Genomic DNA, 23,568 nt, shown 5'->3' with positions numbered 1-23,568 from the left:
GGGCATGACCGACCCGCTGCGCATCGGCTTCGTCACCGGCGCGACCCCCGACAAGTGGGCCCGCCACTGGCGCGACCGCCGCCGCGAGCCGCTCGAGCTCGTGCCGGTGACGGAGGCCGAGCAGCTCGACGGCGTCCGCGACGGCAGCCTCGACATGGCGCTCGTGCGCCTCCCCGTCGACCGCGACGGGCTGCACTGCGTGCGGCTCTACGACGAGCTGCAGGTGGCGGTCGCCTCGCGCGACCACGTGCTCGCCGCCGCCGACGAGGAGGTCACCACCGCCGACCTCGCCGACGAACAGCTCGTCCGACCCCACCCGAGCGGCTGGACGCCGACGGCGCCCCAGCTGGAGTGGCCGCCGATGACCGAGCAGGAGGCGATCGAGACGGTCGCCGCCGGCACGGGCGTGGTGATCGTGCCGATGTCGGTGGCCCGCCTGCGCCAGCGCAAGGACGTCGTCACCCGCGTCGTGACCGACCTCGAGTCCAGCACCATCGCGCTGGTCTGGCGGGTCGACCGCGACGACGACGTCACCCAGGCGTTCGTCGGGGTCACCAAGGGGCGTACGGCCAACACCTCGCGCTGAGCGACTCCGGCGCGGTGCGCACGGCGGTTGCTGGGTACGGGCGTCGGGAGCGGGGTGCCAGCCCTCCGCCACGACGAGGAGGCGACATGCGCATCGTGATCACCGGCGCGAGCGGCAACGTGGGCACGGCGCTGCTGCGCCGGCTGGCCGACGACGGCGGGCACGAGCTCGTCGGGCTGGCGAGGCGCCCTCCGGGCGACGACGCCCCGCCGACGGCGCAGTGGGTGTCGGTCGACCTCACCGACGACGCCGACACGGCCGCGCTCCGGGCCGCGTGCGAGGGAGCGGACGCGGTGGTGCACCTGGCGTGGGGCTTCCAGCCCTCCCACCGGGAGGACCACCTGCGCGAGCTCGGGGTCGGCGGCACCCGCCGCGTCATCGAGGCGGTCGTCGCGACGGGGGTGCCGCACCTCGTGCACATGTCGTCGGTGGGCGCCTACTCACCCAAGCGCGACGACGCTCCCGTCGACGAGACCTGGCCGACCGGCGGCGTCCGCACCTCGATGTACAGCCGCCACAAGGCGGCGGCCGAGCGGCTCCTCGACGGCCTCGAGTCGGACTTCCCGGGCGTGGTCGTCACCCGGATGCGTCCCGGGATCATCGGGCAGGGCGGCGCCGGCAGTGCGTTGCTGCGCTACGGCCTGCCCGCCCTGGTGCCGAGCGTGGTGCTGCGCCACGTGCCGGTGCTGCCGATCGACGAGCGCCTCGTCATCCCGATGGTGCACGCCGACGACGTCGCCGACGCGTTCGCCCGGGTGCTCGCCGCCCGCGCACCCGGCGCCTTCAACCTGTCCGCGCCGCCTCCGATCACCGCCCAGCACGTCGCCGACGCCCTCGGCGCGCGCCTGGTCCACGTCCCCTCCGGTGCGGTGCGTGCCGCCGTCTCGGCGACCTGGCACGCGCGGCTGCAGCCGCTGGATCCCGGCTGGATCGACATGGGCTACGCCGTGCCGCTCCTCGACTCGACGCGCGCGCGGACCGAGCTCGGCTGGAGCCCGACGACGGACGCGGTGTCGGTACTGGTCGAGACCCTCGAGGGCATGCAGGACGCCGGCTCGTCCCGGACGCCGGTGCTGCGGCCGCGCACGGTGGCCGGCGGCCTCCTGCGGACGCTGCGGCGCGGGCCGGTCAGCAGCCGCCGGGAGCCCTGAGCGTTCCGACCGTGGCGCCCCGGCGTGCCTCTACCGGTCAGTCCTGCCCGGTCGGACGACGACGTCGGCGCCGGCCCGTACGGCTCGCGCGACCCGCAACCGGAGCACCTTCGCGTAGCCGCGCACGAACCGCGCGTAGCGCGGCGTGCGTCCGTGGTGGCCGAGGAAGCCGTGCGGTCCCTCGACCATCACCCCGGTCGTCACGTCGTAGCGCGACTGGTGCCACGGGCACACGAGGCATCCGTCGGCGTCGACGTGCCCCTCGGCCAGGTCGGCGAGCTGGTGCCGGCAGCGGCGTGACACCGCGAAGAGCTCGCCGTCGCGGTTGCCCACCGCCCATCTCCCGGCCCGGCGGACCTGGCCCGGGGTCAGCTGGTCGGCGGGAACGCTCGTCTCACGGCTCACCCGACCAGACTGGGCACTCGGGCGGGGCGGGTGCACCTCCAGCGGGGTGGTCACCGAGCCGGGCCACTCGTGTCGCGTCGGGGCAGGACTGAGGAACCGATCACTCCCGCCGGATCGGCCCGGGCGGCTACCGTGGCCCCATGGCGACGCTCCACGAGGCGACGATCTCACCGCGCAAGGACGAGCTCGTCGGTCCCTGGCTCCGCACCAGGTCGTGGTGGGACGGCGCCAGCGAACGTGAGCCGGTCGGCTCGTTCCGGTTGGACGATCCGGCCGGCGAGGTGGGGATGGAGTGCTTCCTGTTTGGGTCGCGATCGGCGTCGACCCTGTTCGTCCCGGTCACCTACCGTGCCGCTCCGTTGCCGGGCGCCGAGGCGAGCCTTCTGGGCACCATGGAGCACTCCGTCCTCGGCACCCGCTACCTGTACGACGCCTGCGCGGACCCGGTCTTCGTCGCGACCGTGCTCCACGCGATCCGCACGGGCGGCCGTCAGGCCGACCTCCTGCTGAGGCGCGCCGACGGCACCGAGGTCCAGCGCGAACCCACCGCGACCGCCTGGGGCGAACGCGTGCCGACCGTCCCCCAGCACGACGCTGAGCAGCCCGTGTCCCCGACGGACGGGTCCGACCGCACCACCATCGCCGGCACGGGCTTCAAGCTCACCGTCATGCGTCGGCTCGGCGACGCCCCGCCAGGCCCGGCACTGATCGGCAGCTTCGAGGGCGGGGACGGTCTCCGCCTGGTCGTCGTCTCCGGCTGAGCGCCGGCACCGTGCAGCGCTGGCCGCTACGGCCGCACGTCCGGATCCGCCGGTGATCAGCGTGCGGTTCGGCCCCAGCCGTGGATCTCACCGCCAAGGCTGAGCTGGACGGCGAGCTGGTCGGCGAGCTGGTCGCGGGAGTCTCGGGCTGGACCTGGGCCGGGCCGCCGGGATCGGGATGATCTGGGTGCACGAGGACCAGCGTGGGAACGGTCTCGGCGCCAGCCTGTTGGGAGCCTTCGAGCGTGAGGCGCGCTCATGCTTGTGAACTCGCCCTTGGGGTCACCGAGACGGAGGTCCGGAGGAAGATCCAGCCGCCGCTGACCTGACGGCCGCAGACACCGACGACGCTAATGTCGCTGCGTGAGCGATGAGCCTCCCGTGCGACTTGCGCTACGAGTCGACGACGTGCCGGCCGCCACGGCGTTGTACGAGCAGCTCGGCTTCGTGCAGGTCGGGACGGTCCCGGACCCGGACGGTCGCGCCCTGATGGTGATCCTCAGGCGCGGACCCCTGCAGCTGCTCGTCGACGCACTGGACGGGATGCCGTTCCCCGACAGCGCGCGCGAGCGGCTCACCAAGACCGGCCCACGTGGACTCGGCGTGGTCATCGGCATCGAGGTGGCAGACGTGGACGAGGCCGCCCGAATCGCCGCGGCCGCAGGGTGCGTCGTCGCTTCCGGTCCCGAGTCTGCCCCGTGGGGCGAGCGATACGTGGAGCTCGAGGATCCCTACGGTTACCTGTGGAAGTTCTTCCGCGTGCTGCCTGAGCAGGGCGGCGACGGCCTGCAGGCCGCGGTCGACGCGTGGTTCGGCGTCGACGGGCCCACGCCCGGCTGACGGCGTGGGTGAGGCCGAGCGGGTGTCGTCGACGCGCAGCGTGCGCCGGTCCTCGTCGAGGGCCCACTCAGCCACCCACAGAGAGGATCATGAGTGCAGCGTTGCAGCGATCGAGTACCCGGGACGGGTATGGGCGCGCCTTGGCGGGTGAAAGCGCGTGCCCGTGAGCGCCGATGTGCTCCGGCCATGGGAGACGCACAGATCGTGACCGGCAAGGCGGATGCGGACCTCGACCAGCGACTCAAACGACGAGCTGGACCGGTCCAACGCCGTCGCGACGCCTGATGCCGCCCCGGCCGTGGAGCTGACCGCCAAGGCAGAACCTGGACGACGAACTGGTCGCGGGAGTCTCGGGCTGGACCTGAGGCCAGGTCGCCGAGGTCGCGATGACCTGGGTGCACGAGGACCAGCGTGGGACCGGTCTCGGCGGAAGCAGGTGGCCGTAAGGGCTGGTCTGCTCAAACGCCCCGGGGCTGGTGGCCGAGCAGCCGAGCCGCTGCCCCTCCTCTACCCGAGCAGCGCCACTGAGACAGTCTCGTCCCCGCTCAGACACCCGGATCCGGGTGGTTGAGCGGGGACGCGACCGCTTGAGGACGCCTGTCGGCCCGACCCAAACACCGCACACCACGTACCGCGCAGCCGCGTCAGACGTTGGCGCGCAGCCACTCCCCCAGCGCCACCGCTGACGCCTCGACCATGCGCGGCCAGTCGAGCGCGGACTCGTCGGCGCTGTCGGAGACGTGCTTGACCAGCCGCACGGGCACGCCGGCCTCGCGGGCGGCGTACGCCACGGCGTAGCCCTCCATGTCGACGAGGTGCGCGCGCAGGGCGAGGGCGTCGCGGACCGCGGGCACGGTGACGAAGACGTCGCCCGTGGCGAGCACGACGTCGGAGTCGCCCACCTCGAGGCACTCCTGCGGGTCGTAGCCGAGCGCGCGCACCAGGTCGGCGCTGAGGTCGTGGTTGAGCACGACGCCGGGCTCGAACACGCCGGTGAGCCCGGGGCGCAGCGCCCCGGCGGTGCCGACGTTGACGACGGTGAGGCCGCTCAGGTCGTCGTACGCCGCGAGCGCGCGGGCGGTCGCGGTCGCGGCCGCGGTCTTGCCGAGGCCGGTGACGACCAGCGGCAGGTGCGGCGGCACGTGGGTGGCCTCCGCGGCGGTCGCCGCGACGACGAGGTGGCGCTCAGTCACGGTGCCTGCCACGCCGTGAGTGCGGGGTGGCGAGCACCGTCTCCACCGCGTCCTGGACCCAGGGCTCGCCGAGCCAGTCGAAGAGCCCGCGCAGCACCTCGGGGTCGGCGACGTAGTCGTCGTAGTGGACGCGGTAGGCCGCGTCGCCGAGCCGCCCGGCCGCGTCGAGGATCTTCGCCTCGATGGCGCTCACCTGCGACAGCGGGTCGTCCTTGTGGGTCCAGTAGTTGCTGGCCGCGACGTCCTCGAGGTTGCGGGTGTTGACCACGAACCGGGCGCCCGGGAACACGTGGCGCAGGAAGTCGACGTAGTCGGGCAGGTCCTCGTCGTACCAGCGGATCTCCTTGTAGCCCGTCACCCGCGTGTCGGGCTCCGGCCGCAGCAGCGTCGCCTCGGCGAGGGCGCGGATGTGCCGCAGGGAGGCGTCCTCGGGGAACGCCTCGATGCCGAACCACGGGTGCGTGGGACGGCTCGCGCGCTCGGGGTCGACGCGGGCCCTCTCGGCCAGCCCGCTGCGGTGGAAGTCGTAGAGGTGCCGCATGGCGTGGCGGTTCTCGCCGCGCAGCAGCCAGCCGGGGATCGAGTTGAGGATGCCCATCAGCAGCGTCGAGCCGGACCTGCCGTAGGTCATCACGAAGACGTGGTCGAGGTCGCGCACCCTCACCACGACCTGTCGAGCGGGCGTCCCTCGTGGAAGCCGGCCGTGGACTGCACGCCCACCAGCGCCCGCTCGTGGAGCTGGGCGAGGTCCGCCGCGCCGGCGTAGGTGCAGGAGGACCGCACCCCGGAGCAGATCTGGTCGATCAGGTCCTCCACACCGGGCCGGTCCGGGTGGAGGTACATCCGCGAGGAGGAGATGCCCTCCTCGTAGAGCCCCTTGCGCGCCCGGTCGTACGACGACTCGCCGGCCGTGCGGTTGGCCACGGCGCGGGCCGACGCCATCCCGAACGACACCTTGAACGGCCGGCCGTCGGCGTCCTCCATCAGGTCGCCGGGCGACTCGTAGGTGCCGGCGAACCACGAGCCGATCATCACCGACGACGCCCCGGCGGCCAGGGCGAGGGCGACGTCGCGCGGGTGCCGCACACCCCCGTCGGCCCACACGTGCTTGCCGAGCCGGCGGGCGGCGGCCGCGCACTCCAGCACCGCGGAGAACTGCGGGCGGCCGACCCCGGTCATCATCCGCGTCGTGCACATGGCGCCGGGCCCCACGCCCACCTTGACGATGTCGGCGCCCGCCTCGATGAGGTCGCGGGTCCCCTCGGCCGACACCACGTTGCCGGCGGCGACCGGGACGGTCGGCGACAGCGCGCGTACGGACCGCAAGGCCTGGAGCATCCGCTCCTGGTGACCGTGCGCGGTGTCGACGACGAGGCAGTCCACGCCGGCCGCGAGCAGCTGGGCCGCACGGTCGGCGACGTCGCCGTTGACGCCGACGGCGGCGGCGATGCGCAGGCCCCCGGACGCGTCGACGGCCGGCGTGTAGAGGGTGGCCCGGAGCGCGCCGAGGCGGGTCAGCACGCCGACCAGGGCGCCCTCGCCGGACACGGCGACCGCGAGCGGGGCGTTGGCGCGCTCGATGGCGTCGTAGACCTCGCGGGGGTCGGTGTCGTCCGCGACGGTGACGACCGATCGGTTCATGACCGTGGCGACCTGGGCGAACCGGTCGACCTCGGCGCAGTCGGCCTCCGAGACCACCCCCACCGGTCGGCCGTCCTGGACCACGACCGCCGCCCGGTGCGCCCGCTTGGGGATCAGGGACAGCGCCTCGGCGACGGTCTGGTCGGGCCGGAGCTCGATGGGGGTGTCGAAGACGCGGTGGCGCTGCTTGACCCACGCCACGACGTCGGCCACCACGGGGATCGGGATGTCCTGCGGGATCACCGTGAGGCCGCCCCGGCGCGCGACCGTCTCGGCCATCCGCTTGCCCGCGATGGCGGTCATGTTGGCGACGACGATCGGGATCGTCGCGCCGGTGCCGTCGGTGGTCGAGAGGTCGACGTCGTAGCGGCTCGCGACGGACGACGATCGGGGGACCATGAAGACGTCGTCGTAGGTCAGGTCGTGGGGGGGCGTGGCGCCGTCGAGGAACTGCACGTGGGGTGACTCTACGCGGCCGGGCCCGGCCTGTCCGGCGCCGATCAGCCGTGCGCGGTCGCGGCGTCCTGGAGCGTTCGCCAGGTGCGGTCGACGTCGGCGGGCGTGGTGCGCCAGCTCCCGACCGCGAGCCGGATCGCCGCCCTGCCCTCGACGGTCGTGTGCGACAGGTAGGCCTCGCCGGAGGCGTTGACCGCCTCCATCGCCGCCATCGTCTGCTCGTCGCCCGCCCGGAGGCGGAAGACCACCAGCGACAGGGACGGCTCGGTCACCATCTCGAACCGGTCGTCGGCCGCGACGAGGTCGGCGACGTGCTGCGCCAGCGCGACCCCGCTGCGGACGTGCGCCCGCAGCCCGTCCAGGCCGTAGGTGCGCAGGACCGTCCAGAGCTTGAGGGCGCGGAACCGCCGTCCGAGCTGCGGGTGCCAGTCGCGGTAGTCCACGACCTCGCCCGACTCGGTCGCAGCGTTGCGGAGGTACTCCGGGAGGATCGACAGCGCCCCGGTCAGCGCGGCGCGGTCACGCACCCAGAAGGTGCTGCAGTCGAAGGTCGTCAGCAGCCACTTGTGCGGGTTGGTGACGAAGGAGTCCGCCCCCTCGACGCCGGCCAGGTGGGCCCGGTGCTCCGGGCACACCGCCGCCACGCCCGCCCACGCGGCGTCGACGTGCACCCACACCTCCCCGTCGCGCGCGACGTCGACCACGGCCGCGACGTCGTCCATGGCACCGGTGGAGGTGCTGCCGGCGGCGACGTGCACCAGCACCGGTCGCAGTCCCGCATCTGCGTCCTCGGAGATCGCGGCGCGGAGCGCGTCGACGTCGATCGCCTGGGTGGTGGGGTCCACCTCGACCGTGCGGACGGCGTCCTCGCCCAGGCCCGCCATCATGGCGGCCTTCACCAGCGACGAGTGCGCCTGCGTGGACCCGTAGACCCGCCAGCCGGCGTCGCCGAGCCCGTGTCGTCGTACGTCTCCCCCGCTGGCGCGGTGCAGCGCGGCCAGCAGCGCGGTGAAGGTGGCCGTGGACGCGGTGTCCTGGATGACGCCGCCGCCGGGTCCGTCGCTGCGGAACGCCTCCGGCAGCCCGAGCGCCTCGGCGAACCAGTCGAGCACGACCTGCTCGACCTCCGTGACCGCCGGGCTGGTGGCCCAGATCATCCCCTGCGCGCCGATGCCGCTGGAGAGCAGGTCGCCGAGGATCGCGGCGGGCGAGGAGTTGGCCGGGAAGTAGGCGAAGAACCGTGGGTGCTGCCAGTGCGTCAGGCCGGGCACCACGACGCGGTCGAGGTCGGCCAGGACGGAGTCGAACGGCTCGGCGTGCTCGGGCGCCGAGGCGGGCAGCAGGCGGCGTACGTCGCCGGGCGCCACCTGCGAGCGGACCGGGAGGTCGTCGAGCGAGGCCCAGTAGTCGGCGATCCAGTCGATGGCGGCGTGGCCGTGGCGACGGAACTCCTCGGGCGACATGTGGGCCGGCTGGTCAGGCATGCGCCGAACGTACTCGGGGCGGCTGAGCGCCGGTACTCAGCCCGGAACGGGTAGGTCGGCGGGTCCGGCCACGCCCGCCGGCGACGACGGTTGAGCCATGGCCACCTCGACTCCCACCAAGAACACCAACGCCTTCTTCCTGCAGGCCGGCATCTCCTTCGCCGTCGCCCTGCTGACCATGATCTTCGCGATCTTCTACCTCCCGGTCGACGGGTGGATCCGGGCCTTCCTCGGCCTCGGGACGATGTTCCTCACCACGTCGAGCTTCACCCTCGCCAAGTGCGTGCGCGACGCGCAGGAGGACAGCTACGTCGTCTCGCGCATCGACCAGGCCCGCATCGACAAGATCCTCTCCGAGCACGACCCCTTCACGTCCGTCGCCTGACCACAGCCCGAGCCCCCTCCCGGTCCGCCGGGAGGGGGCTCTTCGTGCGCTCAGCGCAGCTCGGCGCTCGTGAGCCCCAGCACCCGGCGCGCCAAGATGAGCTGCTGGATCTGCTGGGTGCCCTCGAAGATGTCGAGGATCTTGGAGTCGCGCGCCCACTTCTCCAGCAGCTCGGCCTCGCTGTAGCCGAGCGTCCCGCACAGCTGCACGCACGACAGCGTCACGTCGGAGCCGACCCGGCCGGCCTTCGCCTTCGCCATCGACGCCTCGAGCGAGTTGGGCATCGCGTTGTCGGCCATCCACGCCGCCTGCATCATCAGCAGCCTCGCCCCCTCCCAGTCGGCCTCCAGCCGCAGGAACGTCGCCGCCGCGGCCGACTGCGACTGGCCCGGGCGGTCGTAGTCGACCACCACGCCGGCCTGCTCGAGCAGGTCGCGGGTGAGGTCGAGCGAGGCACGGGCGCACCCGACCGCCATCGCGGCGACCAGCGGCCTGGTGTTGTCGAAGGTCGCCATCGCGCCGGCGAAGCCTGACCGCGCGTCGATCTCGGGCGAGCCGAGCAGGTCCGCGGCCGGCACCCGGCAGTCGGTGAAGGTGAGGGCCGCGGTGTCGGAGGCCCGGATGCCGAGCTTGTGCTCGAGCCGCTCGACCCTGAGCCCGGGGTTGTCCTTGCGGACCAGGAAGGACTTGATCGCGGCGCGGCCGAGCTCCTTGTCGAGGGTCGCCCAGACGACGACCGAGTCGGCCCGCTCGCCGGAGGTGACGTAGATCTTCTCGCCGTTGATGACGTAGTCGTCGCCGTCGCGCACCGCGGTCGTGGTGATGTTGGCCGAGTCCGAGCCGGTGCCCGGCTCGGTGATCGCCATCGCCGCCCAGGTGCCGCGGTAGCGCTCGAGCTGCTCCTCGGTGGCGACCGAGGCGATCGCCGAGTTGCCCAGGCCCTGGCGCGGCATCGAGAGCAGCAGCGCGGTGTCGCCCCAGCACATCTCGGCGACCGACAGGACGGAGGCGAGGTGGGCGCCGTTGCGGATGGTGCCGCTCTCGTCCCCGGTGCCTGCGGCGTCGCGGCGTACGCCGCCCGCGCCGGCGCCGCTGGTGGCCCCCGTCTCGGACACGCCGTCGATCAGCGCGGCGAGCATGTCGAGCTCCTTGGGATAGGTGTGCTCGGCGCGGTCGTACCTGCGCGAGATCGGGCGCAGCATGTTCATCGCCAGCTGGTGGGCCTGGTCGACGAGCGTGGCGTGCTTGCGGGGCGTCTCGAGGTTGATCATCAGACCAGCACCGCGCCTTCCATCACGCCGACGGCCCGCAGGTCGCGATACCACCGCTCGACCGGGTGCTCCTTGACGAAGCCGTGACCGCCGAGCAGCTGGACGCCGTCGAGGCCGATCCGCATGCCCTTCTCGGCGCACAGCTGGCGGGCCAGGCCGACCTCGCGGGCGAGCTCCTGGCCGCGGCTGGCGCGGGAGGCGGCCTTCCAGGTGAGCAGCCGCATCGCCTGCACCTCGATGGCCATGTCGGCGACCATGAAGGCCACGGACTGCCGGTGGCTGATCGGCTCGCCGAAGGCCTCGCGCTGGTTGACGTAGTCGGTGACGTGCTCGAGCACGGCCTGGCCGGTGCCGACGGCGAGCGCGCACCACGCCAGCCGCGAGAGCCGCACGCACTCGGCGTACGCCTCGCCGGCGGCGTCGCCGAGCAACGCGTCGGCGCCGACGCGGACGCGGGACAGGTGCAGGCGCGACAGGGCGGCCGCCCGCACCCCCATCGAGGGGTCGGCCTCCACCTCGAGGCCGTCGGCGCCGGACTCGACGAGGAAGAGCGCGGGCGTGTCGTCGAGCATCGCCGCGACGACGAACAGCTCGGCCTCGGCCCCCCGCACGACAGCCGACTTCACCCCGTCGAGGACGAACCCGTCGCCGTCGCGCAGCGCCGTGGTGGCCAGCCGGAACGGGTCGAAGAGCGCGGCGGGCTCGGCGATGGTCAGCGCCGCGGCGGGGACCCCTCGCCCGCCAGCGCCGCCGGTGAAGGCGGGGAGGTAGGTCTGCTGCTGGGCCTCGGTGCCCCACAGCGCGATCGCGGTGGCGACGGCTCCCGGGGCGAGCGTGGCGACGGCGAGACCCATGTCGCCGTGGGCGAGCGCCTCCGCGACCAGGACGCCCGCGGTGGCCGAGCGCTCCTCCATGATCCCGCCGAGCGCGTCGGGGACGCCGAGGCCGGGCAGGCCGAGCTCCTCGACGGCGGCGAGCACCTCGGCGGGCGGCGCGCACGCCTCGTCGGCCGCGGGGGCGGCGGGACGCAGCACCTCGTCGGCGAGCTCGCGGACGACCCCGACCAGCATCTCCTCGTCGTCGGTCGGCGTCAGGTCGAAGAGCCCGCTCGACGCCGCGCTCGCCGGCCTCGCGCCGGGGCTCCGGCGCCCGGCCCGGGCGAACGTGCGCCCGGCGGCGGTCGCCACGCGGAAGCCGTTGCGGGTGGTGGCGTACACCGCCTGCTCCGCCTGCCTGCGCAGGCCCACGCGGTCGACGAGGTCGCTCTGCGCCAGCCGGTTGACGGCCGCGACGGCGACCCCGATCGCGTCGCGGGTCTCGCGGGACGACAACCCGTGCCGGCCGCCCGGCCGGAGGATGCGGGGAAGGACCATGGCGTCAATGTAACTGGCAGTTACATCTCGCACCAGCGCCCGCCCGCCCTGCGGGGGCCCTCCCGGCCGCTGGCTAGGATCCACGCATGCCCGACGAGCAGCCGACCGACGTACGCGCCGATCCCGACCCCTCCGTCCGGGCGCCCCACGGACCGCTTCCGACGGGCGGGACCGTGCGGCCGATCACCCGCTGGGGCACCCCGGTCATGCACCGGCCCCAGGCCGAGGTCACCTCCTACGACGACGCGCTCACCGCGCTGGCCGCCGACATGGTCGCCACGATGTACGCCGCCGAGGGCGTCGGGCTGGCGGCCTGCCAGATCGGCGAGGACGTGGCGATGTTCGTCTTCGACTGCCCAGACGACGAGGGCGTGCGCACCGTCGGCGTGGTCTGCAACCCGGTGCTCACCCTCCCCGAGGGCAAGGACCGCCGCCTCGACGACGACGACGAGGGCTGCCTCTCGTTCCCCGGGTCCTTCGAGCCCTGCCCGCGCCCCGACTGGGCACGCGTCGACGGCTTCGGCCTCGACGGCGAGCCGGTCACGTACGAGGGCGACGGCCTGCTCGCGCGCTGCCTGCAGCACGAGACCGACCACACCGTCGGCACCGTCTTCGGCGACCGGCTCTCGGCCAAGTCGCGCAAGCGGCTCGCGAAGAAGCACGACGCCGCGGCCGACGACTTCCCGCCGGCCTGGCCGGCGGAGTGAGCCCGACGGGACAGCGCCATGGCTGACCTGCGCATCACCCGGGAGAACGCGCGCTTCCAGCAGTGGGAGGCGCTGCTGACCAACCGCACCAAGCGCCACCGCAACCGCGAGTTCCTCGTGCAGGGCGTGCGACCCCTCACCCGCGCCGTCGAGGAGGGGTGGACCGTGCGAGCCCTGCTGCGCGCCGACGACGCGGCGGGCTCGACCTGGTCCGACGAGCTGTGGGCCTCCACGTCGGCCGAGCGCGTGCTCCTCTCCCCCGCCCTGCACGCCCGGCTCAGCGGCCGCGAGGACGGCGCCGAGCTCGTGGCGGTCGTCGAGATGCCCGAGGACGGCGTCGCCCGGCTCGAGGACTCGACCCGCCCGCACGGCCCGGTCGTCGTGTTCGACCGCCCGACCAGTCCGGGCAACATCGGCACCCTCGCCCGCTCCGCCGACGCGTTCGGCGCCTCCGCCCTCGTGGTCACCGGCCACGCCGCCGACCCCTACGACCCGCAGTCGGTGCGGGCGAGCACCGGGTCGCTCTTCGCGCTCACCGTGCTGCGCGTGCCCGGCCCCGGCCCGGTCGTGGAGCATGCCCACGCCCACGGCTACCGCATCATCGGCACCGACGAGCACGGCAGCGCGCTGGCCGACGTCGACCTCCGCGGGCGGGTCGTCATCGTGGTGGGCAACGAGACCCACGGCCTGTCCTCGGGCTGGCGCGACGCCTGCGACGACGTCGCCGCCATCTCGATGGTCGGCACGGCCTCGTCGCTCAACGCGGCCGTGGCCGGCTCCATCGTGCTCCATGAAGCGTTGCGCCAGCGCGGCTGACGGCGGCAGGTCATGGACGCAGTGCTCGACTGGGTGGTCCTCGTCATGCGCACGCTGGGCTCCCCCGGCGTGGGCGTCGCCACGGCGCTCGAGACCGTCTTCCCGCCCGTCCCGAGCGAGCTGGTGCTGCCGCTGGCCGGCTACACGGCCAGCGAGGGCCACTACGGGCTGGTGCCGGCGATCGCGTGGGCGACGGCGGGGTCGCTGCTCGGGGCGCTGGTCCTCTACTGGCTCGGCGCCGCCTGGGGCCTGGAGCGGGTCTGCGCGCTCGCCGACCGGATCCCGCTGATGCACGGGCGCGACGTGCGCCGCGCGGTGGCGTGGTTCGGCCGCCACGGCCGCACCGCGGTCTTCGTCGGCCGGCTGGTGCCGGGCGTGCGCAGCCTGATCTCGATCCCCGCCGGCATCGACCGGATGCCGTTGCTGCGCTTCTGCGTGTTCACCGTCGCCGGCAGCCTGGTCTGGAACTCGGCGCTGATCCTCGCCGGCCACCAGCTCGGCGCGCAGTGGCACGTCGTCGAGTCCTACGTCGGGCCGGTCAGCAACCTCGTCTACGCGCTCCTGGCGGTGGCCGTGGTGGTGCTGGTGGTCCGCCGGCTGCGGCGCCGCCCCGCCTGAGCCCCGACGCCCGGCGTCAGCGGCGGGCGGCGGCGTAGCAGGCCACCGCGCTGGCGGCCGCCACGTTGAGGGAGTCGATCCCGGCCGCCATCGGGATGATCGCGCGCCGGTCGGCGGACGCCTCCCAGCGTGCGGACAGCCCGTGCCCCTCCGAGCCGAGCACGAGGGCGAGCCGGTCCACCCCGGCCACCGCCTCCTCGATCGGCACCGAGTCGGGGCCGAGGGTCAGGGCCACGGTGGTGAAGCCACGCCGCGAGAGCGCCGGCAGCGCGTCGTACCAGTCGGGCAGCCGGGTCCACGGCGTCGAGAAGACGGCGCCCATGCCGACCTTGATCGAGCGGCGGTAGAGCGGGTCGGCGCACCGCGGCGCCAGCAGGACGGCGTCGAACCCGAGCGCCGTCCCGCTGCGGAAGACGGCGCCGACGTTGGTGTGGTCCACGAGGTCCTCCAGCACCAGGACCGAGCGGGCACCCTCCAGCACCTCGTCGACGGACGGCAGCGGGCGCCGGCGCAGGGAGGCCAGCGCACCGCGGTGCACGTGGAAGCCGGTGACCTGCTCGATCATCGCCTCGGACAGGACGTAGACGGGCGCGTCGCCGCCGGCCAGCACGTCGGCCAGGCCGTCCAGCCAACGGGGCGCCATCAGGAAGGAGCGCGCCTCGTAGCCCGCCTCGACGGCGCGGCGCACGACCTTCTCGCCCTCGGCGAGGAACAGGCCGTGCTCGGCCTCGAGGTGCTTGCGCAGCCCCACGTCGCGCAGGTCGCGGTAGTCGGCGAGCCGGGGGTCGCCGGGGTCGTCCAGCTCGATGATCTCGATGGTCGGGTCCGGGTCAGCCACGCCCGTAGTGTGCCGGACGCGCCACGGCGACGACCTCGCCCACCACGATGATGGCCGGCGGCTCGACGCGGTGGGCAGCCAGGTCGTCGGCCAGCGCCTCGAGCGTGCTGAGCACCGTGCGCTCGGTCGGCATGGTCCCGTCGACGATCACGGCCACGGGGGTCTCGGGGTCACGACCGCCCGAGACCAGCGCGTCCGCGATGGCGGGCGCGTTGTCGACCGCCATCAGCAGGACCAGGGTGCCGCGCAGCCGGGCGAGGGCGTCCCAGGCGACGAGCGAGTCGGGGTGTCCGGGCGGCAGGTGCCCGGACACGACGGTGAACTCGTGCGCGACTCCGCGATGGGTGACCGGGATGCCCACGCGCGCGGGGACCGCGATGGCGGAGGTGAGCCCGGGCACGACGGTGACGGGCACGTCGGCGGCGGCGCAGGCCAGCACCTCCTCGAACCCGCGGCCGAAGACGAAGCTGTCACCGCCCTTGAACCGCACCACGCGCTTGCCGGCGCGGGCGCGGTCGACGATCACCTGGTTGATGGCCTCCTGGGTGGCCGAACGTCCACGCGGGAGCTTTGCCACGTCGACGAGCTCCACATGAGGGCCGAGCTCGTCGAGCAGCTCGCGGGGCGCGAGCCGGTCGGCCACGACCACGTCGGCGGACGCCAGCGCGTGCCGGGCCGCGACCGTCGCCAGCTCCGGCTCCCCCGGTCCGCCGCCGACGAGCACCACCCCCGGGGTGCGGTCGTGGGCGTCGCGAGCCGTGACGTGGCCGTCGCGGAGCGCGGTGACGATGTCGTCGCGGAGCGCCGCGGACCTGCGCGGCTCCCGGTTGCCGAGCACGCCGACCGTGACGCTGCCGTGGTGGCCCACGGCCGGGGTCCAGGCGCTCCCGCCCAGGGCGTCGTCGGCGCGCACGCAGAACGTGTGGCGCGCCTCCGCGGCGGCCACCACCCGGGCGTTGACCTCGGGATCGTCGGTGGCGGCGACGACGTACCACGCGCCGTCCACGTCGGTCTCGACGAAGTCGCGCAGCACCAGCGTCAGCTCGCCGGCGAGCCCTTCCAGGGCCGGGGTCACCTCGGGACTCACCACGGTGACCAGCGCGCCGGTCGCCAGGAAGGAGGGGACGCGTCGCTGGGCCACGTGGCCGCCGCCCACGACGACCACCTTCCGGCCGGTCAGGACGAGGCCGGCGAGGTAGGGGCGGACCTCGGCGGGCCTGTCGTCGGGCATTGCCCCATTGTCTCTGGAGCGCGGGATGGTCACTGGCTAGGTTCGAGGAATGAGCATCGAGCGACCCATGGCACCCGATCCCTATGACCTCCTCCCGCCCACCGCGTCCTTCTCCGTCACCAGTGACGACGTCACGGACGGCGCCCCCCTCAAGGACGACCAGGTGGCCGACAAGGGCAACACCTCGCCCCAGCTGAGCTGGTCGGGTGCGCCCGAGGGGACCAAGTCCTACGTCGTGACCTGCTTCGACCCCGACGCGCCGACCCCGAGCGGCTTCTGGCACTGGTGCCTGGTCGACATCCCCGCCGATGTCACGTCCCTCGCGGCCGGAGCGGCCGCCGGCGAGCTGCCGGGCAAGGCCTTCCACGTCCGCAACGACGGCGGCGAGGCCGGGTTCATGGGTGCGGCGCCGCCGCCGGGCGACCAGCCGCACCGCTACTACTTCGTGGTGCACGCGGTGGACAAGGAGTCGCTCGGCGTGGACGCGGACGCCTCGTGCGCCGTCGTGTCCTTCAACCTGGCCTTCGCCACGCTGGGGCGCGCGATCATCCACGGCACCTACCAGCACTGACCCGCTCGCGGGAGCGAGTCACCACAGCCACACCAGTCACACAGGCCTCAGGAGGCCCGTGATCCGGACGGACAGGTCCAGACCACGGGCCTCCTTTTGTGCGTTCTGGTCATGAAGAAACCGTCAAGGCGTTTTCATCTGTACCGGACGGATTGCGGGGCACTTCTCCGAAATCTGATGAAACACGCCGCATGTCGTCCGGGAACACCCGTCAGGGTCGACACCAGGCACGCGTCGCGCCTAGGGTCAACCTTGAAAGTCCAAAGATTTCCTCAAGATCCGTTCAGCCGTCGCGGATCCGCCTCCGGAGGACGACCCCCGTGCCACAGCCTCGCCGTTTCCTGCGCATCGCCGCCCTGGGTGTCGCGACTGCGCTCGCGTGCGGCCTGCCGGTCGCCGCCGAGGCCCGGACCTGGTCGGTCCCCCGCACCGTCCCCGCGACCACCGCGAACGACCCGGGCAGCGACGCCCTGGAGACCGCCCTCATGGTCCGGATCAACGAGGCCCGCGCCGCGCGCGGCCTGCCCAGGATCAAGACCTTCGACGGCTGCACCGACCGGCTGGCCGAGAAGTGGGGTGCGCGGATCGCGCGCACCGGCGTGCTCGAGCACCGCGACCAGCGCGAGGTCATCCGCCGGTGCGACAACTCCTGGGCCGGCGAGACGCTGGTGCGGGGCGCCGACCTCAGCCCTGACACCATGGTGCAGCTCTGGCTCGACTCCCCCGGTCACCGCGCGATCCTGCTGAGCCCCCGCGCCCGGCGCGCCGGGGTCGCCATCACGCGCGACGCGCAGGGGCGCACCATCGGCGTGGTCAACCTGGTCCGCAACGGCTGAGCCGAGAGACCGGGTGCGCCGCACCCCACCGGTGTGAGACGATCCCCGGTCCCCACGTGGGTGGGCCGGGAGTCGATCTCGTGGGAGGGGAACCGGGGTGCTGCACGTCGCCGTCGCGACCCGCACGTTCCGTCGCTTCTCCACCTACCGGGCCGCCACGCTCGCCGGGATCTTCACCAACTCGGTCTTCGGCGTCATCTACTCCTTCGCCTACATCGCCCTGTGGCAGGCCAACCCCACCGCGGGCGGCTACGACCAGCAGGACGCGGTGACCTACGTCTGGCTGGGCCAGGCGCTCCTGATGACGATCGCCCTCTGGGGCGGCGGTTCGACCGACGACCTGGCCGAGCGGATCCGGACCGGAGACGTGGCGATCGACCTCTACCGTCCGGTCGGGATCGTCGGGTGGTACCTCGCCAGCGACCTCGGCCGCGCCGCGTACCACCTCCTCACCCGGGGGCTCGGGCCGACGCTCATCGGCCTCGTCGTCTTCGGCATCTCCCTCCCCTCCTCGCCGCTGGCCACGCTCGCCTTCGCGGTGTCGCTGGTGCTCGCGGTGGTGGTGAGCTTCGCGGTCCGCTTCCTCGTGGCGAGCACCGCCTTCTGGCTGCTCGACCAGTCAGGCGTGCGGGTGATGAGCGGCGCGTTCGCGATCTTCTTCAGCGGCATGATGCTGCCACTGGTCCTGTTCCCCGGCTGGCTCGGCACGCTGGCGCGGGCCCTGCCGTGGGCGTCGTACGTCCAGGTGCCCGCCGACATCTGGCTCGGCAAGCACACCGGGGCCGACCTGGTCGCCGCGCTGGGCTTCCAATGCCTCTGGGCTGTCGTGCTGCTCGCGGCCTGCCAGGGCGTGCTGCGCCTGGCCACGCGCAAGGTGGTGGTGCAGGGTGGCTGAGCGGGTGCTGGCCGCGCCGGGTCGTCACCTGCGCACCTACGCGCAGATCGCCTGGCTGTGGATCCGGGCGGCGTGGCAGTACCCCGCCTCGTTCGTGCTGCTGGCCGTGGGCAACGGGCTCATCACCGGCCTCGACTTCGTCGGGCTGTGGATCATGTTCGCCCACCTCGACGACCTGGCCGGCTTCTCGCTGCACGAGGTGGCGCTGCTCTACGGCAGCGCGTCCCTCGCGCTCGCGCTGGCCGACACCGCGATCGGCAGCGTCGAGCGGATCGGCACCTACATCCGCACCGGCCGGCTGGACCAGATGATGACCAAGCCGGTGCCGTTGCTCCTGCAGGTGTGCGCGGACCAGTTCACGCTGCGCCGGCTGGGGCGCCTCACGCAGGCGACCGCCGTGTTCGGGTGGGCGTGCACCTACGTCGACTGGACGCCGCTGCGCGTGCTGGTGGCGGTGTCGATGCTCGCCAGTGGCGCGCTGGTGTTCTTCGGGCTGTTCGTCGGGTTCTCGTGCGTGCAGTTCTGGACGACCGACGCCACCGAGTTCGCCAACGCCTTCACCTACGGCGGCGCCACCGTCACGCAGTACCCGCTCTCCATCTTCCCGCGCGAGGTGCTGGTCGGGCTGACGTTCGTGGTGCCCATCGCCTTCGTCAACTGGTACCCGTGCCTCTACCTGCTCGGCCGGCCCGACCCCGCGGGGATGCCCGAGGCGCTCCAGTTCGCCTCCCCGGTCGCCGGGGTGCTGACCATGGCCGTCGCCCTGCTCGTGTGGCGCTTCGGCGTCCGTCACTACACCTCCACCGGGAGCTGAGATGTCCAGCCTGATCGACGTGCGCGACCTCGAGCGCACCTTCGACGTCAGGCGCCGCGTCGAAGGCCGCCGGCGCAAGGTTCGGAGTTCGGTCCACGCGGTGCACGACCTGACGTTCTCGGTCGACGCAGGTGAGATGGTGGGCTACATCGGGCCCAACGGCGCCGGGAAGTCCACCACGATCAAGATGCTCACCGGGATCCTCGTTCCCACCGGCGGGGACGTGCGGGTGGCGGGGCTCGACCCGAGCCGCGACCGGGTCGAGCTCGCCCGGCGCATCGGGGTGGTGTTCGGCCAGCGCTCGACGCTGTGGTGGGACCTGCCGCTGCGCGACTCGTTCGACCTGCTGCAGAAGATGTACCGCATCCCCCCGCAGCGCTACCGCGACAACCTGGAGCGGTTCGTCGACCTCCTCCACCTCGGTCCGCAGCTCGACACCCCCGTGCGGCAGCTCAGCCTCGGCCAGCGGATGCGCGGCGACATCACCGCCGCACTGCTCCACGACCCCGAGGTGCTCTACCTCGACGAGCCCACGATCGGGCTCGACGTCGTCAGCAAGGGACGCCTGCGCGAGTTCCTGCGGGCGCTCAACGCGGAGCGCGGCACCACGCTGCTGCTGACCACGCACGACCTGCAGGACATCGAGGCGCTCTGCGACCGGGTGATCGTCATCGACGACGGCACGTCGGTGTACGACGGCTCCTTGGCGGGGCTGCACGCCGAGGGCGGGTCGTCGCGCACCCTCGTCGTCGACCTGGTCGACGAGGCGCCCCCCATCGTCGTCCCGGGGGCGACCGTGCGCCGGGTCGAGGGACCGCGGCAGTGGCTGTCGTTCCCGGCCGACGCGAGCGCCGCACCCGTCGTGGCGGCCGTCGCCGCCGCGTACGACGTCGCGGACCTGTCGATCCAGGAGCCGGCCATCGAGGACGTCATCCGCGACCTCTACTCGCGCGGCGCCTGAGCGAGCCGCAACCGGCTAACGGGCACCACCGAGGCCGCGCAGCCGCTCGGAGTCGCGCTCGGGGGACGTCAGCGGCTGGCGCTCGAGGACGAGCATCGCCCGGTCGTCGTCGCCGCGGGGCACCTGCTTGAGCACCCGCTGGGGCATGCCGTTGAAGCCGCGGGCGTCGACGGCGCGGAGCGCGACGTCGCGCAGCCAGTCGATGCCCTCGTCGAGGTCGCGCCCGGACGTCTCGATGACGCCGTCGGTGTAGAACATCAGCGCCTCGCCCGGGCGCAGCCGGCCCCGGCTCGGGACGAACTCGGCCTCGTCGATCACGCCCAGGGCCATGCCGCGCGCGTTGTCGACAGACCAGCCGCGGTGGTCGAGGTGCCAGTGGAGCGCCGGCGGGTGGCCGGCGCTCGTGATCGTGTAGTCGCCGGTGACGAGGTCCACCTTGATGTGCACGGCGGTGGCCAGCGACTCGTCCGACTCCTGCCGGAGCAGGAAGTGGTTGGCCGCCGCCATGAGCTCGGCGGGGGGCAGGGCGCCGATGAGGCCGCCGAGCGCACCGGCGAACTGGAGCGCCTGCGGGCCCACCGAGGTGCCCTTGCCGCAGACGTCGACCAGGGCCATCTCGAGCCAGCGCCCCTCGCGCAGGTCGGCGACGAGGAAGTCGCCGGCATAGCTGGGGCCGTTGGCGGTGATCGTCGCCGACTCCGAGCGCCAGCCGTTGGGCAGCTCGGGCACGACGCCCTGGCGCTGCAGCCGGTCGCGGAGCTGGCTGAGCACCGCCTCGCTCAGCGCCATGGGCAGCCCCGAGCGCTGGCGGCTGGACTGGTGGATCGCGAGCAGGATGCCCACGGCGAGGGACAGCAGCGCGGACTGGCGGCTCGGGGTGTCGAAGTCGGTCTGGATCGAGGTCCAGTAGGCGACCCCCATCAGCACGGCCGTGAGCACGAGCAGCGGCGCGAAGCGCAGCAGCATCAGCCCGAGCATCAGGAAGAGGAACCAGAGCGACACCGGGACGATGGTCTCGCCCAGCATGCCGATGCCGACGGCAGCACCCACGAGCGCCACCAGCACGGTCAGCAGGAACGCCTGGCTGCCGCGCGAACCCGTGCGCCAACCGGCGACGCGCTGCTGCACGTAGGACACGAGGCCGCGCGCGACGGAGCCCAGCGCGTTCGACACGACCGAAGGGTAGGTCGCGGTGGGAGTCCGCCGAGGCCGAACCCCGAAAATGCACCGCGTAGGCACCGATAGGCTCGTCACATGCCCCTGGTCCCGCTGCAGGCCGACGTCCTCGGCCCGGACTTCCAGGCCGAGACGATCTCACTCCCGCCCGACGCGGAAGGTCCGGTCGTGGCGACGCTCGTGAGGCTCGAGCCCGCCCGTCCCAACGGTCGTGCCGTGCTCCACGTGCACGGCTTCGCCGACTACTTCTTCCACACCGAGTACGCCCGGTGGTGGGCCGACCGCGGCTACACCTTCTACGCCCTCGACCTCCGCAAGTACGGCCGCTCGCTGCGGGAGCACCAGACCCCCCACTACGTCGCCGACCTGCACGAGTACTTCGCGGAGATCGACCTCGCCTGGTGGAGGATCACCCGGCGCGACGGGCACCGAGCGGTGATCGCGTCGGCGCACTCCACCGGCGGCCTCACCGTGCCGCTCTGGGTGCGCGAGCGCCGACCGCCCGAGCTGGCGGCGCTGGTGCTCAACTCCCCCTGGTTCGACATGCAGGGGGCGGCGTGGCTGCGCAGCCCCGCGGCCCGGCTGGCGATCGAGCGGCTCGGCAGCAGCCGTCCGATGCAGGAGATCCCGCGACGGATCAGCACCCTCTACGGCCGATCCCTGCACCGCCAGTACGGCGGCGAGTGGGACTACGACCTGACGTGGAAGCCGATCGAGTCCCGCCCCGTCCACGTCGGGTGGCTCCGTGCTGTCCGTCGCGGGCACGCGCTGCTGCACGCCGGGCTCGACATCGACCGGCCCACCCTCGTGCTGTCCTCGGCCCGGTCCTTCTTCGGCGAGCAGACCGAGGAGACCGTGTCCACGCACGACGTCGTGCTCGACGTCGAGCAGATCCGGCGCTGGGCCTCCTCTGTCGGCCGACACGTCACGTCGGTCGCGATCGAGGGTGCCGTGCACGACGTCGTGCTGTCGCGCCCGGGCGTCCGCACCCGGGTCTACGACGTCCTCAGCACCTGGCTCGAGGCGTGGGTGGAGAGGTCCGAGCCTGACGCCGGCGACGGTCCGGCGGAGTAGCTGCGCGATCGGCTCCGGCGGTCGGGCGACGGCGTACGGCTGCCCTCCCGGCCTGACGCGCTCACGAGATCCGCGCACATCGCGGCAGATCCGGGCGTCTAACCCCGGGACACAGAGGCCACTACGCGGTCGTCCCCGTAGCAGAGATTCAGCCGATTGAAGTTGAGGTCCGCAGTGATTATCGCTTCGGGCTCGTGTGCTCGAACGAGCCACCCAGCCCCGTTGGCTCGGGCAGCCGCCTCGTCCACATTCAGTCCCACGAGACTGTCATCGTCGAACTCTTCATCGCGAGCGTGGGCATCCTCTGAGGGCGGGGAGGTCCAAGAGGTTCCCCGGCGAGGCTTCACAATCACCGGGACCGGCGTCCCGTCTGCCAGGGCCAATGGATGCTCGACGAAGTATTCGGTCGCGGTGACGCAGTCTCGCGGCGCGACCTCGAACTCGATGGCGTGGTCGTCAGGGCCCATCACGTACCAAGCAAATGGGAGTTCAAGGTGGGTGAGGTGCGCGGCAACCTCGCTCAGGTCGCGAAACGACGGCATCACACAGGCTCGCACATCGGCATGATCGCGCACTTGTCGCGGCAGATCCGAACACTCGGGGTGCTCTCCGAGGGGCGGCGTCCTTCAGCCGGTGATCGCCAATAGAGCGCATGCCTCATCAAGGGCGTTCGCTGTACATAGGAGGTAGTCGCCGGGCGGGGCGGTGTCGGGGACAAGCACGTGGTCAGGTCCGGGCCCGCTGACCCCGACCTGTTCCCAAGCGCGGTCCTCGCTGTCCTCGACCGTCCACCAGGTCGGCGTGTAGTCGCCTGACGTGCCCCAATCGGACGTCAGGTAGTAGGTCTGATCCCATTCGTCCTCGCTCCACTGGGATAGGGAAAACGCAATCCCGCGTTGGCTATCCGCTGGGAATCGCAGCGCGACCACTTGTCCGGGCGTCACCGACGCAGGCACAACGGTCATCGTGCCTTCTGGATCGGGATCCAGGCTGGGGGCTACGGCTGAGTCGTCCGCGCAGCCGCTCTGGACTAGAGCAACGACAAGCAAGGCCCATTGAGCAGGTTGCGCCCCAGCGAGACGAGACCGTGGGGTAGGGCGCTCCATGCGCTGACCCTAAGTGCAGAGTATTCCCGGTGGTCCGCTCATCGGGGTGCTCTCAATGGGTTGTCGCAACACTTCCTTGAACTCAGGAGGTCGCGATGGCGCGTCAGAACTATCAGCGGTTGTCACCAGCAGACATCGATGAGATCTGGTCGCGGATGCGTGCTGGTCACGCGGTGAAACCGACCGCGCGGTCCTTGGGATTGTCGACGAGCACGGTGCGGACCTACCTGCTGCGCTGCGGCGGGATCAGACCTGAGCCACGACATCGGGCAGCGGGGCGCTTGAGCTTCGAGGAGCGTGAGGAGATCTCCCGCGGCCTGGCCGCCGACTTGTCGTTGCGGGCGATCGCGGCCGGGCTGGGTCGCTCGCCCTCGACGAT

At 72.7% G+C, this 23,568-nt stretch carries 27 protein-coding genes; 17 read left to right on the top strand and 10 right to left on the bottom strand.

Features of this window, described 5'->3' with window-relative positions; translation table 11 throughout:
* The first annotated feature begins 4 nt into the window (after nt 1–4).
* Both AC4H2S_RS19860 and AC4H2S_RS19855 read left to right on the top strand, forming a co-directional pair.
* Complete coding sequence (locus AC4H2S_RS19860; RefSeq protein ID WP_491498714.1) at nt 5–586, top strand: LysR family substrate-binding domain-containing protein; 582 nt, start codon at nt 5–7, stop codon at nt 584–586.
* A gap of 86 nt (nt 587–672) precedes the next feature.
* Nucleotides 673–1,737: an NAD-dependent epimerase/dehydratase family protein gene (locus AC4H2S_RS19855; protein ID WP_491498713.1), complete on the top strand. Its 1,065-nt coding sequence runs from the start codon at nt 673–675 to the stop codon at nt 1,735–1,737.
* A 30-nt stretch (nt 1,738–1,767) separates the two neighbouring features.
* Here AC4H2S_RS19855 and AC4H2S_RS19850 read toward each other — a convergent pair whose 3' ends face one another.
* A complete protein-coding gene (locus AC4H2S_RS19850) occupies nt 1,768–2,142 on the bottom strand; it encodes a Rieske (2Fe-2S) protein (protein WP_491498712.1) in 375 nt (124 codons plus the stop codon).
* Nucleotides 2,143–2,282: 140 nt separating this feature from the next.
* On the opposite strand from AC4H2S_RS19850, the gene AC4H2S_RS19845 reads away from it, so the two are divergent.
* The 3 genes from AC4H2S_RS19845 (at nt 2,283) to AC4H2S_RS19835 (ending at nt 3,743) form a co-directional block, all read left to right on the top strand.
* Complete coding sequence (locus AC4H2S_RS19845; RefSeq protein ID WP_491498711.1) at nt 2,283–2,903, top strand: maltokinase N-terminal cap-like domain-containing protein; 621 nt, start codon at nt 2,283–2,285, stop codon at nt 2,901–2,903.
* Between the two features lie 178 nt (nt 2,904–3,081).
* The gene (locus tag AC4H2S_RS19840) at nt 3,082–3,171 is read left to right on the top strand and encodes a GNAT family N-acetyltransferase (protein ID WP_491498710.1); all 90 of its coding nucleotides are present in this window, start codon (nt 3,082–3,084) and stop codon (nt 3,169–3,171) included.
* A gap of 95 nt (nt 3,172–3,266) precedes the next feature.
* Nucleotides 3,267–3,743: a VOC family protein gene (locus AC4H2S_RS19835; RefSeq protein ID WP_491498709.1), complete on the top strand. Its 477-nt coding sequence runs from the start codon at nt 3,267–3,269 to the stop codon at nt 3,741–3,743.
* A gap of 644 nt (nt 3,744–4,387) precedes the next feature.
* On the opposite strand, the gene AC4H2S_RS19830 is transcribed toward AC4H2S_RS19835, so the two are convergent.
* The 4 genes from AC4H2S_RS19830 to AC4H2S_RS19815 are packed head-to-tail and all read right to left on the bottom strand — an operon-like array spanning nt 4,388 to nt 8,517.
* Nucleotides 4,388–4,936, bottom strand: coding sequence for a nucleosidase (locus AC4H2S_RS19830; protein ID WP_491498708.1), 549 nt, complete (start codon nt 4,934–4,936; stop codon nt 4,388–4,390).
* Complete coding sequence (locus tag AC4H2S_RS19825; RefSeq protein ID WP_491498707.1) at nt 4,929–5,600, bottom strand: sulfotransferase; 672 nt, start codon at nt 5,598–5,600, stop codon at nt 4,929–4,931. The genes AC4H2S_RS19830 and AC4H2S_RS19825 overlap by 8 nt, the downstream gene beginning before the upstream one ends.
* Nucleotides 5,597–7,033 (bottom strand): GuaB1 family IMP dehydrogenase-related protein, encoded by a 1,437-nt coding sequence (locus AC4H2S_RS19820; RefSeq protein ID WP_491498706.1) that lies wholly within the window; start codon nt 7,031–7,033, stop codon nt 5,597–5,599. The genes AC4H2S_RS19825 and AC4H2S_RS19820 overlap by 4 nt, the downstream gene beginning before the upstream one ends.
* Nucleotides 7,034–7,077: 44 nt before the next feature.
* A complete protein-coding gene (locus AC4H2S_RS19815; protein ID WP_491498705.1) occupies nt 7,078–8,517 on the bottom strand; it encodes an aminotransferase class V-fold PLP-dependent enzyme in 1,440 nt (479 codons plus the stop codon).
* Between the two features lie 97 nt (nt 8,518–8,614).
* On the opposite strand from AC4H2S_RS19815, the gene AC4H2S_RS19810 reads away from it, so the two are divergent.
* On the top strand, nt 8,615–8,902 hold the full coding sequence (locus AC4H2S_RS19810; RefSeq protein ID WP_491498704.1) for a YiaA/YiaB family inner membrane protein: 288 nt from the start codon (nt 8,615–8,617) through the stop codon (nt 8,900–8,902).
* 50 nt (nt 8,903–8,952) lie between these two features.
* Here AC4H2S_RS19810 and AC4H2S_RS19805 read toward each other — a convergent pair whose 3' ends face one another.
* A complete protein-coding gene (locus AC4H2S_RS19805) occupies nt 8,953–10,173 on the bottom strand; it encodes an acyl-CoA dehydrogenase family protein (RefSeq protein ID WP_491498703.1) in 1,221 nt (406 codons plus the stop codon).
* A complete protein-coding gene (locus AC4H2S_RS19800; RefSeq protein ID WP_491498702.1) occupies nt 10,173–11,546 on the bottom strand; it encodes an acyl-CoA dehydrogenase family protein in 1,374 nt (457 codons plus the stop codon). The genes AC4H2S_RS19805 and AC4H2S_RS19800 overlap by 1 nt, the downstream gene beginning before the upstream one ends.
* An 86-nt stretch (nt 11,547–11,632) precedes the next feature.
* On the opposite strand from AC4H2S_RS19800, the gene def reads away from it, so the two are divergent.
* Genes def through AC4H2S_RS19785 form a run of 3 tightly spaced genes read left to right on the top strand, consistent with a single transcriptional unit; the run spans nt 11,633 to nt 13,687 of the window.
* Nucleotides 11,633–12,253 (top strand): peptide deformylase, encoded by a 621-nt coding sequence (gene def / locus AC4H2S_RS19795; RefSeq protein WP_491498701.1) that lies wholly within the window; start codon nt 11,633–11,635, stop codon nt 12,251–12,253.
* An 18-nt stretch (nt 12,254–12,271) separates the two neighbouring features.
* Nucleotides 12,272–13,069, top strand: coding sequence for a TrmH family RNA methyltransferase (locus AC4H2S_RS19790; RefSeq protein WP_491498700.1), 798 nt, complete (start codon nt 12,272–12,274; stop codon nt 13,067–13,069).
* 12 nt (nt 13,070–13,081) lie between these two features.
* Entirely contained in the window at nt 13,082–13,687 is a 606-nt protein-coding gene (locus tag AC4H2S_RS19785) for a DedA family protein (protein ID WP_491498699.1), read from the top strand.
* A 16-nt stretch (nt 13,688–13,703) separates the two neighbouring features.
* Here the strand turns inward: AC4H2S_RS19785 and AC4H2S_RS19780 are convergent, their stop codons facing one another.
* Both AC4H2S_RS19780 and cobA read right to left on the bottom strand, forming a co-directional pair.
* Entirely contained in the window at nt 13,704–14,525 is an 822-nt protein-coding gene (locus AC4H2S_RS19780; RefSeq protein WP_491498698.1) for a TrmH family RNA methyltransferase, read from the bottom strand.
* A complete protein-coding gene (gene cobA / locus AC4H2S_RS19775; RefSeq protein ID WP_491498697.1) occupies nt 14,518–15,756 on the bottom strand; it encodes a uroporphyrinogen-III C-methyltransferase in 1,239 nt (412 codons plus the stop codon). The genes AC4H2S_RS19780 and cobA overlap by 8 nt, the downstream gene beginning before the upstream one ends.
* Before the next feature lie 67 nt (nt 15,757–15,823).
* Here cobA and AC4H2S_RS19770 point away from each other — a divergent pair, with 67 nt between their 5' ends.
* From AC4H2S_RS19770 to AC4H2S_RS19750, 5 genes are all read left to right on the top strand, one after another.
* Nucleotides 15,824–16,327 (top strand): YbhB/YbcL family Raf kinase inhibitor-like protein, encoded by a 504-nt coding sequence (locus tag AC4H2S_RS19770; RefSeq protein WP_491498764.1) that lies wholly within the window; start codon nt 15,824–15,826, stop codon nt 16,325–16,327.
* 320 nt (nt 16,328–16,647) lie between these two features.
* Nucleotides 16,648–17,163, top strand: a complete 516-nt coding sequence (locus AC4H2S_RS19765; protein ID WP_491498696.1) for a CAP domain-containing protein — start codon at nt 16,648–16,650, stop codon at nt 17,161–17,163.
* A gap of 97 nt (nt 17,164–17,260) precedes the next feature.
* Nucleotides 17,261–18,058 carry an ABC transporter permease gene (locus AC4H2S_RS19760; protein ID WP_491498695.1) on the top strand — a complete coding sequence of 266 codons (798 nt, stop codon included), beginning with the start codon at nt 17,261–17,263 and terminating at the stop codon, nt 18,056–18,058.
* Nucleotides 18,051–18,872 (top strand): ABC transporter permease, encoded by an 822-nt coding sequence (locus AC4H2S_RS19755; RefSeq protein WP_491498694.1) that lies wholly within the window; start codon nt 18,051–18,053, stop codon nt 18,870–18,872. Before AC4H2S_RS19760 ends, AC4H2S_RS19755 begins: the two co-directional genes overlap by 8 nt.
* Before the next feature lies 1 nt (nt 18,873).
* Nucleotides 18,874–19,833: an ABC transporter ATP-binding protein gene (locus AC4H2S_RS19750; RefSeq protein ID WP_491498693.1), complete on the top strand. Its 960-nt coding sequence runs from the start codon at nt 18,874–18,876 to the stop codon at nt 19,831–19,833.
* A gap of 15 nt (nt 19,834–19,848) precedes the next feature.
* Here the strand turns inward: AC4H2S_RS19750 and AC4H2S_RS19745 are convergent, their stop codons facing one another.
* Nucleotides 19,849–21,006 (bottom strand): PP2C family protein-serine/threonine phosphatase, encoded by a 1,158-nt coding sequence (locus tag AC4H2S_RS19745; protein ID WP_491498692.1) that lies wholly within the window; start codon nt 21,004–21,006, stop codon nt 19,849–19,851.
* Between the two features lie 81 nt (nt 21,007–21,087).
* On the opposite strand from AC4H2S_RS19745, the gene AC4H2S_RS19740 reads away from it, so the two are divergent.
* The 3 genes from AC4H2S_RS19740 to AC4H2S_RS19730 all read left to right on the top strand — a co-directional run.
* Nucleotides 21,088–22,083 carry an alpha/beta hydrolase gene (locus AC4H2S_RS19740; RefSeq protein WP_491498691.1) on the top strand — a complete coding sequence of 332 codons (996 nt, stop codon included), beginning with the start codon at nt 21,088–21,090 and terminating at the stop codon, nt 22,081–22,083.
* A gap of 386 nt (nt 22,084–22,469) precedes the next feature.
* Nucleotides 22,470–22,730, top strand: a complete 261-nt coding sequence (locus AC4H2S_RS19735) for a hypothetical protein (RefSeq protein ID WP_491498690.1) — start codon at nt 22,470–22,472, stop codon at nt 22,728–22,730.
* A gap of 554 nt (nt 22,731–23,284) precedes the next feature.
* Nucleotides 23,285–23,568 (top strand): helix-turn-helix domain-containing protein (locus AC4H2S_RS19730; protein ID WP_491498689.1); only part of this gene is annotated, 284 nt, incomplete at its 3' end.

The organism is Nocardioides sp. Z13_37, from assembly GCF_058355585.1.
This window is presented reverse-complemented; position numbering and strand designations above follow the sequence as displayed.